Source organism: Castellaniella caeni NBRC 101664 (assembly GCF_001592225.1).
Classification (GTDB): Bacteria; Pseudomonadota; Gammaproteobacteria; order Burkholderiales; family Burkholderiaceae_B; genus Castellaniella; species Castellaniella caeni.
The window spans coordinates 139,352-148,118 of sequence record NZ_BCWN01000006.1; the positions used below are offsets into that span (position 1 = coordinate 139,352).

The 8,767-nt window shown below is 66.7% G+C and carries 8 protein-coding genes; 3 read left to right on the top strand and 5 right to left on the bottom strand.

Features of this window, described 5'->3' with window-relative positions; translation table 11 throughout:
• Positions 1 to 16: 16 nt before the first annotated feature.
• From plsX to CCA01S_RS06075, 3 genes are all read right to left on the bottom strand, one after another.
• Positions 17 to 1,075: a phosphate acyltransferase PlsX gene (plsX, locus tag CCA01S_RS06065; RefSeq protein ID WP_066455525.1), complete on the bottom strand. Its 1,059-nt coding sequence runs from the start codon at positions 1,073 to 1,075 to the stop codon at positions 17 to 19.
• Between the two features lie 29 nt (positions 1,076 to 1,104).
• Positions 1,105 to 1,287 (bottom strand): 50S ribosomal protein L32, encoded by a 183-nt coding sequence (gene rpmF / locus CCA01S_RS06070; RefSeq protein ID WP_066455527.1) that lies wholly within the window; start codon positions 1,285 to 1,287, stop codon positions 1,105 to 1,107.
• A gap of 65 nt (positions 1,288 to 1,352) precedes the next feature.
• Positions 1,353 to 1,859, bottom strand: coding sequence for a YceD family protein (locus CCA01S_RS06075; RefSeq protein ID WP_066455529.1), 507 nt, complete (start codon positions 1,857 to 1,859; stop codon positions 1,353 to 1,355).
• A gap of 118 nt (positions 1,860 to 1,977) precedes the next feature.
• Here CCA01S_RS06075 and CCA01S_RS06080 point away from each other — a divergent pair, with 118 nt between their 5' ends.
• Positions 1,978 to 2,568, top strand: coding sequence for a Maf family nucleotide pyrophosphatase (locus tag CCA01S_RS06080; protein ID WP_066455570.1), 591 nt, complete (start codon positions 1,978 to 1,980; stop codon positions 2,566 to 2,568).
• Between the two features lie 40 nt (positions 2,569 to 2,608).
• A complete protein-coding gene (locus CCA01S_RS06085) occupies positions 2,609 to 3,316 on the top strand; it encodes an SAM-dependent methyltransferase (RefSeq protein WP_066455531.1) in 708 nt (235 codons plus the stop codon).
• A gap of 34 nt (positions 3,317 to 3,350) precedes the next feature.
• Here the strand turns inward: CCA01S_RS06085 and CCA01S_RS06090 are convergent, their stop codons facing one another.
• Positions 3,351 to 4,094, bottom strand: a complete 744-nt coding sequence (locus tag CCA01S_RS06090) for an HAD family hydrolase (protein WP_066455533.1) — start codon at positions 4,092 to 4,094, stop codon at positions 3,351 to 3,353.
• A gap of 50 nt (positions 4,095 to 4,144) precedes the next feature.
• Positions 4,145 to 5,119 (bottom strand): RluA family pseudouridine synthase, encoded by a 975-nt coding sequence (locus CCA01S_RS06095; RefSeq protein ID WP_084386534.1) that lies wholly within the window; start codon positions 5,117 to 5,119, stop codon positions 4,145 to 4,147.
• Positions 5,120 to 5,579: 460 nt separating this feature from the next.
• Here CCA01S_RS06095 and CCA01S_RS06100 point away from each other — a divergent pair.
• A partial coding sequence (locus CCA01S_RS06100; RefSeq protein ID WP_066455574.1) for an Rne/Rng family ribonuclease occupies positions 5,580 to 8,767 on the top strand: 3,188 nt, incomplete at its 3' end.

Consider the following 8,767-nt stretch of genomic DNA (forward strand, 5'->3'; position numbering starts at 1 on the left):
GATTCCGAAAAAGAGACTAGACAGCCTGCGAAGCATCGCCCGTCGCGGGCGATGGCATGCGGCTGCGCAAGACGTCGAGCCGCTGGATGGTGCCCTCGAGCAGGCCATTGAGCACGGCTTCGCGGGCTCGCAACAGGGCTTGTCCGAAGGCATAGGCGTCGGCGGAGCCGTGGCTCTTGATGACGATGCCGCGCAGGCCCAGCAAGGCTGCGCCATTGTAGCGGCGATTGTCCACGCGGGCACGGAAGCGCTGCAGCACCGGCGTGGCCACCAGGCCCGCCGCCATGGTGAGCGCGTTGCGGCGAAATTCTTCGCGCATCATGGTGCCGATCATGCGCGCCAGACCCTCGATGGACTTGAGCACGACGTTGCCGACGAAGCCGTCGCAGACCACGACGTCCACCGTGCCCTTGAAGATGTCGTCGCCTTCGACGTTGCCGTAGAAGTTGAGGCCGCTGGTGCGCAAGAGCTCGGCGGCCTGCTTGACGACCTCGTTGCCCTTGATGACTTCTTCGCCGATGTTGAGCAGCCCCACGGAGGGCTGTGCCTTGCGATCGACGGTGGACACCAGCGCGGCGCCCATGAGGCCGAACTGCAGCAGGTTTTCCGCTGAGCAATCGACGTTGGCACCGAGATCGAGCACGGTGGTGGAACCCCCCTGCTGATTGGGCAGGGCCGTGGCGATGGCCGGGCGGTCGATGCCTTCGAGCGTCTTGAGCACGTAGCGGGAGATCGCCATCCAGGCGCCGGTGTTGCCGGCCGACAGCGCGGCATCGGCGCGGCCATCTTTGACCGCCTGGGCCGCCACCCGCATGGAAGAATCTTTCTTGCGCCGCAAGGCAACCTCGACGGGGTCGTGCATGGTGACGACTTCGGAGGCGTGCAGGATTTCAAACTGACCGGCGGGCGCCGCATTCTGCTGCAGGGCCTGGCGGATTTGGGATTCGTCGCCCACCAGCAGACAGCGGGTGTCCGGGTGAGCCTGGGCGAACGCCATGGCGGCCGGCACGGTGACCGGCAGGCCATGGTCGCCGCCCATGCAGTCGATGGCGACGGTGATTGTACGATCGGACATCGGGCGCGATGTGTTCTCGGTGCGCCGGATTATTCGTCGTTCTTGGTCTTCAGAACCTTGCGGCCGCGATACACGCCGTTGGGGCTGATGTGGTGGCGCAGATGCAGCTCGCCCGTGGTGGGCTCGATGGCGGTTGCCGGAGCCACGAGAAAATCGTGCGAACGATGCATGCCGCGCTTGGACGGGCTCTTTTTGTTTTGCTGAACAGCCATGATGACTCCTGTGTTCGGGGCCGCTCATTGTAAGGTAAGCACGAGCCCGCTGGGTAAGTGAAAATTCAGTGTTTCCTGAGCTGTTCCAGGACTGCGAACGGCGAAGGCTTGCTTTGCCTGGAAGGCGAAGGTTCGTCCGAGGGTTCGGGGCACACCGCATGCCGGGGGGCATAGGGCAGCACCAGAATCAGCTCGTCTTCAATCAGGGCCAGCACGTCGAGATGGCGCTCGGCCACCAGGTACTCGGGGCCCGCGTCGTCTGCCGCTGTTTCCAGGGCTTCCATGGCTTCGAGTTCGGCGGTGTTGCGCACCAGACCGAGCGTGTTGTCCACCTGCAAGTCCAGACCAAAGGGCTCGATGCAGCGCTGGCAGACCACCCGCACCCGGCCCTGCGCCTGTACGTCCAGCCACAGCTGGCCAGTACCGGCATCGCAGCGCCCGGCAAGCCGCCAGCTCACTTGTGCGTCCTGTGGCTGGGGCAGCCCTTCACACAGACGCACAAAGGTGCTTGCAACGGCGGTGCCTTCCAGCACCTGACCGGCGCGCGCAAATTCCATGGCGTCGATGATCATGAAAACTGTTTTCCAGGAAAACTCTAGATTCTAGTCGGCTTCTGGGGCAGTAGTCAATTTTGGGGTTGGCACACCAGGGGCGCAGTACACTGCCGACTTGACCACGCACGCCGCCACCATGCCCCTGATTCTAGCTTCCAGCTCGCGCTACCGGCGCGCGCTGCTCGAGCGCCTGCAGCTGCCGTTCGACACGCAAGCCCCCGACATCGACGAACACCCGCGCCCGGGCGAGGCCCCGCTGGCACTGGCCAGGCGGCTGGCGCGGGAAAAGGCCGCCCGCGTGGCCGCCGACCACCCGGGAGCACTGGTGATCGGCAGCGACCAGGTGGCGGTCTTTGACGGCGCGCCTATCGGCAAGCCCGGTTCCTATGAAGCCGCCTATCAACAACTGAGCCGTTTTGCGGGACGGACGGTGTCGTTCGAGACGGCGGTCTGCGTGACGGATGGGCGCCGCCAGGCGCTGGAGCACGTCAGCACCGAGTGCGAGTTTCTGCCCTTGACGCCGGGCCAGATCGAGCACTACCTGCGCGCCGAGCAGCCGTTCGACACGGCGGGCAGCGCAAAGGCGGAGGCGCTGGGCATCGCGCTGATGGCGCGCATGCGCAGCGACGACCCGACGGCGATCATCGGCCTGCCCCTGATCACGGTCTGCCGTCTGTTGCGCGATTTCGGCCTCGACCCGCTGCAGCCCGCCGCCTTTCAGCTTTGACGTGTCGCTCCGACGACGTTTCTTTGACTTTGCTTCGATCATGACGATTCTGCACCTTATCCCCGTGGGCCTCGGACAGGCCGACCCCGAGCGCTGGCTGCCCCAGGCCGCACGTGAAATCACGACGCACTTACGCTATTTCATTGCCGAAAACGCCAAGACGGCGCGCGCTTTCCTGAAGCTGGTGGGCACGACGGTGCCGCTGCAGGAAATTTCCATCGAAACGCTGAAGCCGGACACCACGGCGCAGGAGATCGACGGCTGGCTCAAGGCGGTGCCGACAGATCAGGATGTGGGGCTGGTGTCCGAGGCGGGCTGTCCCGCTGTGGCCGATCCGGGGGCGCTGGTGGTGGCGCGGGCGCACGTCCGGGGGCTGCGGGTACTGCCCTGGACGGGGCCCTCGTCGATCATGCTGGGCCTGATGGCCAGCGGGCTGCAGGGGCAGCGCTTCGCGTTTCACGGCTACGCGCCGGTGAAGGCGCACGAGCGCGATGCGCAGTTGCGCAGCTGGGAATCGGCGTCGCACAAGCTGCAGCAGACGCAGATCCTGATCGAAACGCCGTATCGCAATGGGGCGATGTTCGAGGCGCTGACAGCGACGCTGCGCGAGACGACGCGCGTGTGCATTGCCAGTTCACTGACGTGCGAAGACGAGAGCATCCAGACGCGCACGGTGGCGCAGTGGCGCAAGGCGGGGGCGCCGGCTTTCGAGAAGAAGCCGACGCTGTTTTTGTTTCTGGCCAGCTGAATCGGGCCAGCCGAGTCTGGCTGACTGAGTCTGGCTAGCTGAGATTACTGTCGGCTGCGGTCGGCTGCGGCTCACGGACCCCGCGGGCGCGGGCGCGCACCCAGGCTTGCATGTCGGTGACGGTGGCGACTTGGGCGGTGGGGTTGGCGGTTTCCAGCAGACTGGCGCGGTGGGCGCCGTAGGACACGGCCAGGCTGTCGACGTGGGCGGCGTGGGCCATGAGGATGTCGTGGGTGGTGTCGCCGACCATGAGGGCGGCTTCGGGCGGCAGGGCCAGTTCGACGAGCAGTTGTTCGAGCATGTCGGGGTCGGGTTTACCGCGCGCCTCGTCGGCGGTGCGCGTGGCCTGGAAGATGCCGTCCAGCCCCAGCAGCTCGATGGAACGATCAAGGCCCAGGCGGGTCTTGCCGGTAGCCACGCCCAGGATCACGCCCCGGGCGTGGAGATCGCGCAACAGCTGGGCCTGGCCGTCGAACAGGTGCATGTCGGTCTGCAGCTGCATGAAATGGAATTTATAGCGCTCGACGAAGCGTTCCACCTGCCCTGCCGGCAACTCGGGCACGAGGCGATACAAGGCGGCCTGCAGCGACAGGCCGATGACCCAGCCGGCCTCTTCGCGGCTGGGCTCGCGCAGATCGAGGTCGCGACAGGCGGCGATCAGGGCGCCGGTGATGTGATGGGTGGAATCCAGCAGGGTGCCGTCCCAGTCGAAGATCACGGCCTGGTAGGCGGCCTGGGCGGCTTGGGGCTGGAACGGGGAAGTTGGATGCTCGGGCATGTCTGGACGCAGTTGATCAAAAACGGGGCATGAGGCAAGGGGGCGGCGGGTCAGGCGCGTTCTTGCGCCAGTGAATCGAGCAGCGCCTGGCAGTCGGGCGGCAGCGGAGCATCGAAGACCAGCGGCTCGCCGGTGACGGGGTGGGCGATTTCGAGGTGGTAGGCGTGCAGGAACATGCGCCTGAAGCCCTGGGCGAACAGGGCGGCGCGCACGGCATCCGGGCCGTATTTTTCGTCGCCGGCGATGGGATGGCCCTGCGATGCCAGATGCACGCGAATCTGGTGGGTGCGCCCGGTGCGCAGTTCGGCGTTGACGAGGGAAAACGCCCCGCCATAGCGCTTGCGCAGGGTGATGATGGTGTGGGCGGGCTTGCCCAGGGCATCGACGCGCACACGACGCTCGCCGCCGGGGGTCAGGTACTTGAGCAGCGGCGCGCGGATGTGCTGGCGGTCGTTGACCCAGTCGCCCACGACCAGGGCCAGGTACTGCTTGCGGCCCAGGCTCTGGCGCATCATGTCGTGCAGGGCCACCAGGGCCTTGCGACTGCGGGCCACCATCAGCACGCCCGAGGTTTCGCGGTCGAGCCGGTGGGCGAGTTCGAGCAGACGTTCGTCGGGGCGCGCGGCGCGCAGCTGTTCGATGACGCCAAACGAGATGCCGCTGCCGCCGTGCACGGCCACCCCGGATGGTTTGTCGATGACGAGCAGATGCGCGTCTTCGTACAGCACGGGGAAGTGCGCGGCGGGCACGGGCGGGCGCGCATCGGGGGCGGGCAGACGCAGCGGCGGGATGCGCACGCTGTCGCCGGACGCCAGCCGGGTTTCGGCCTTGCAGCGCCCCTTGTTGACGCGCACCTGGCCGTCGCGGATGGCCTTGTAGAGGTGGCTCTTGGGCACCCCCTTGACGACGCGCAGCAGAAAATTATCCAGGCGCTGGCCCGCGGATTCGGCATCGACGAGCACGTGCCGTACCGCCGGTTTGGTATCGGGTGAAACAACTATTTTGCGCATAGGGAAAAGCAGCATATAATCGCTGCAGCCTATAGAGGCCAAAAACCGCCCTGCGTAGAGAGGCAATGGATGCATCTCCGCCGGGCCAGCAGAAGCACTATTGTACTGCCTGGGTTTTGGTCTCTGGGTCCTTGGTCGCCGGTTCTGTCCTGGTTCTTTCTTCCGTCCATCGACGAACAAAGAATCGATAGCATGCCGCGTGCGACGCTGCAGATTTCTGCTCGCTCTTCCGCACCGAACGCCGCACAGCGCGCGTTCGCCGTTCCCAGCAACCCTTTGTCAACCACGACCGTGTCCTTGACCTCCCTGCTGACAGAACCTCGCGCCCATCAGCGCGCCGTGCCACTCATACCGGAGACTGGCGCGGCCTGATCACGTCCGCAGCCACCTCCTTCGCAGACTGCCGCATCGCACACCGAGTGACCCGTGGTCGTGCGCCAAACCTGGCGCGCCCTGACAACGGAGAAACCCACTCATGAAACGCATGCTATTCAATGCGACGCACCAAGAAGAATTACGCGTCGCTATTGTCGATGGCCAGAAACTCATCGATCTGGACATCGAGACCGCCGGGCGCGAACAGCGCAAGGGCAACATCTACAAAGGGGTCATCACCCGCATCGAACCGGGTCTCGAGGCCTGCTTCGTCAGCTACGGTGAAGAACGCCACGGCTTCCTGCCTTTCAAGGAAGTCGCGCGCACCTACTTCAAAGAAGGGGTCGATGTGCGCACGGCGCGCATCCAGGACGCCCTCACCGAAGGCCAGGAACTCATCATCCAGGTCGAGAAAGAAGAACGCGGCAACAAGGGCGCGGCCCTCACCACCTTCATTTCGCTGGCGGGCCGCTACCTGGTGCTCATGCCCAACAATCCGCGCGGCGGCGGCGTCTCGCGCCGCGTCGAAGGCGAAGACCGCCAAGAACTGCGCGAAACCATGGATCAGCTCGAAATCCCCGCCGGGATGAGCATGATCGCCCGTACCGCCGGCATCGGCCGCAGCGTCGAAGAACTGCAATGGGACCTCAACTACCTGCTGCAGCTCTGGACGGCGATCGACGGCGCGGCGCGCGAAAACAAGGCGCCGATCCTGATCTACCTCGAATCCAGCCTGGTGATCCGCGCCATCCGCGACTATTTCTCGCCCGAGATCGGTGAAATCCTCATCGACACCGACGACATCTTTGAGCAGGCCACGGCGTTCATGAGCGTGGTCATGCCCGACAATGTCAACCGCGTCAAACGCTACCGCGACGACGTGCCGCTGTTCTCGCGCTTCCAGATCGAACACCAGATCGAAACCGCCTACTCGCGCACGGTCACCCTGCCCTCGGGCGGCGCGATCGTCATCGACCACACCGAGGCCCTGGTGGCGGTGGACGTCAACTCGGCGCGCTCCACGCGCGGCGCCGACATCGAGGAAACCGCCCTGCGCACCAACGTCGAAGCGGCCGACGAAGTCGCCCGCCAGCTGCGCCTGCGCGACCTCGGCGGCCTCATCGTGATCGACTTCATCGACATGGAGGAGACCAAGAACCAGCGTGCCGTCGAAACCCGCCTGCGCGATGCCCTGCACTTCGACCGCGCCCGCGTGCAGATGGGCAAGATTTCCCGCTTCGGCCTGATGGAACTCTCCCGCCAGCGCCTGCGCCCGGCTCTGAACGAAGGTTCGCACGTCACCTGCCCCCGCTGCACGGGCACTGGCGTCATCCGCGACGCCGAGTCCAGCGCCCTGCACGTGCTGCGCCTGCTGCAAGAAGAAGCCATGAAAGAAGGCACGGCGGCCCTGCACGCCCAGGTGCCCGTCGATGTGGCCACCTTTCTGCTCAACGAAAAGCGCCACGACATCAGCCAGATCGAGTCGCGCCTCAAGGTCAACCTCGTTCTCATCCCCAACAAGTCGCTCGAGACCCCGCATCACCACATCGAACGCCTGCGCCACGACGATCCGCGCCTGGATGAAAACAAGACCAGCTTCGAGCTCGTGCAAGAACCCGAAGAAAAGCTCATCTGGCAGCCCAACAAGGCCCAAGAGGCCAAGTCGCGCCCCGAGGCCCTGGTGAAGGGCATCCAGCCGGCCCAACCGGCGCCGCATCACGTCGAGCGTCCGGCCAAGGCGGCAGCGGTCAGCCCGGCAACCGCCGCGCCAGCCCCGGCGTCCACCGGGCTCTTCAAGCGCATCCTGGGCTGGTTCAGCGCCCCGACCCCTGCGGAAACCCCCGCCGCCCCGACGCAAACCCCGGCCAGCCCGGCACGCGCCAGCGAAGACGGCAACCGCCGCAATGGCGCGGGCCGCAACGGCCGCCGCAGCGACAGCCGCGGCAATGGCCGCCACGAGCGCGGCAACCGCACCGAGAAGGCCGAGGCGGGCGAACGCGGCCCGCGCACTGAACGTACGGAACGCGCTGAGCGCGGCGAGCGCTCCGAACGCGGCGACAAGCCCGCCGACAGCCGTGCGGCATCGCGCCGCGAGCGGCCTGCCGACCGCGCCACGGACGAACGCAACACCCCGACAGTCCCCGAAGCCGCGACGGACGCCACAGAGACTGGTGACACGCGCCGCGGCCGCAGCCGCCGCGGGCGCGGACGCAACCGCCACGAAGAAGCCATCGAACCGATCGACGGCAACGTCGGCACGGACAGCGGCGCCGACGACACGGCCATCCCCGCAGCCACGGCGGTCGTCGCCGGTGCCACCAGCGCCGTCGCAGCCAGCGTGACGACGACCGACCAGGACGTCGACGCCATCGTCAGCAGCCAGGACACCGACGCCGCCGAGGCCGAGGTCAACGTCGCCGGGCCCGCCATCGATCACGACGCCGACACCGTGCTCGAGCCGCAAGACCCCGAGCGCAAGCGCCGCCGCCGTCGCGGCCGCCGTGGCCGCCGCTCCAGCGAGGCCGGTGAAGCCACCACGGGCAACGAGCAGCAAGACGCCGACAGCGATCACGACGGCGACCTCGAAACGCACGAAACGCCACGTTTCGACCCCGACGTGCTGCAGGCCGAGGCCGAGCAGCCCACTGACGCCGACACCTTCGACGCCACGGCTGCCATCGAAGCGCCTGTCGCCGCCAAGGCCACCGCAGTCGCAATCGATCACGCGGCGACCAACGTCCCCGAGGCCCCCACGGCTGAGAACGTCATCGCGACAACGGCGCCCGACGCCCAAGTCGCGGATCAGCCATCCGTCACCGATGCCGCGGCGGCCGACGCGGCCAATACGGCGATCGAAGCAACGGATGCGGTGACGACGGATGCGGTAACCGAGGCAATCGAACCCACGGACGTCGAGCCTGTTGCCCAGCCCGTGTCTTTCGTGACGACCGCCAGCAGTGACCGCGACGAGGCCCAGAAGGCTTCGCCGTCCCCCACCCCCGCAGCGATAGCCGATACGACGGCGCAGGCAGCGGCGGCAACCACTGCGCGCGCCGCAGCCCCCGCAGCCCCCACCGAGGCCGCCGCTCCGGCATCCACGGGCGATCACACGCACCCCATCGTCCTGCCGCCGATCGACGAGTCGCTCAAGGCCGCGGGCATGCAGCTGATCGAAACGCACGCCAGCCCCGCACCGTACGTGGCACCCGCGCCCGTAAAACTGGGCCGCGCCCGCAAGTCGGTGAACAAGCAGGCTGAAGAGCCGCTGCAACAGGTGGAAACGACGCA

Coding starts and splice junctions, on each gene's coding strand:
- CCA01S_RS06095 (WP_084386534.1), bottom strand. CDS start 5,119: ATGCTGCTTTTCCCTATGCGCAAAATAGTTGTTTCACCCGATACCAAA.
- CCA01S_RS06085 (WP_066455531.1), top strand. CDS start 2,609: ATGACGATTCTGCACCTTATCCCCGTGGGCCTCGGACAGGCCGACCCC.
- CCA01S_RS06090 (WP_066455533.1), bottom strand. CDS start 4,094: ATGCCCGAGCATCCAACTTCCCCGTTCCAGCCCCAAGCCGCCCAGGCC.
- CCA01S_RS06080 (WP_066455570.1), top strand. CDS start 1,978: ATGCCCCTGATTCTAGCTTCCAGCTCGCGCTACCGGCGCGCGCTGCTC.
- plsX (WP_066455525.1), bottom strand. CDS start 1,075: ATGTCCGATCGTACAATCACCGTCGCCATCGACTGCATGGGCGGCGAC.
- rpmF (WP_066455527.1), bottom strand. CDS start 1,287: ATGGCTGTTCAGCAAAACAAAAAGAGCCCGTCCAAGCGCGGCATGCAT.
- CCA01S_RS06075 (WP_066455529.1), bottom strand. CDS start 1,859: ATGATCATCGACGCCATGGAATTTGCGCGCGCCGGTCAGGTGCTGGAA.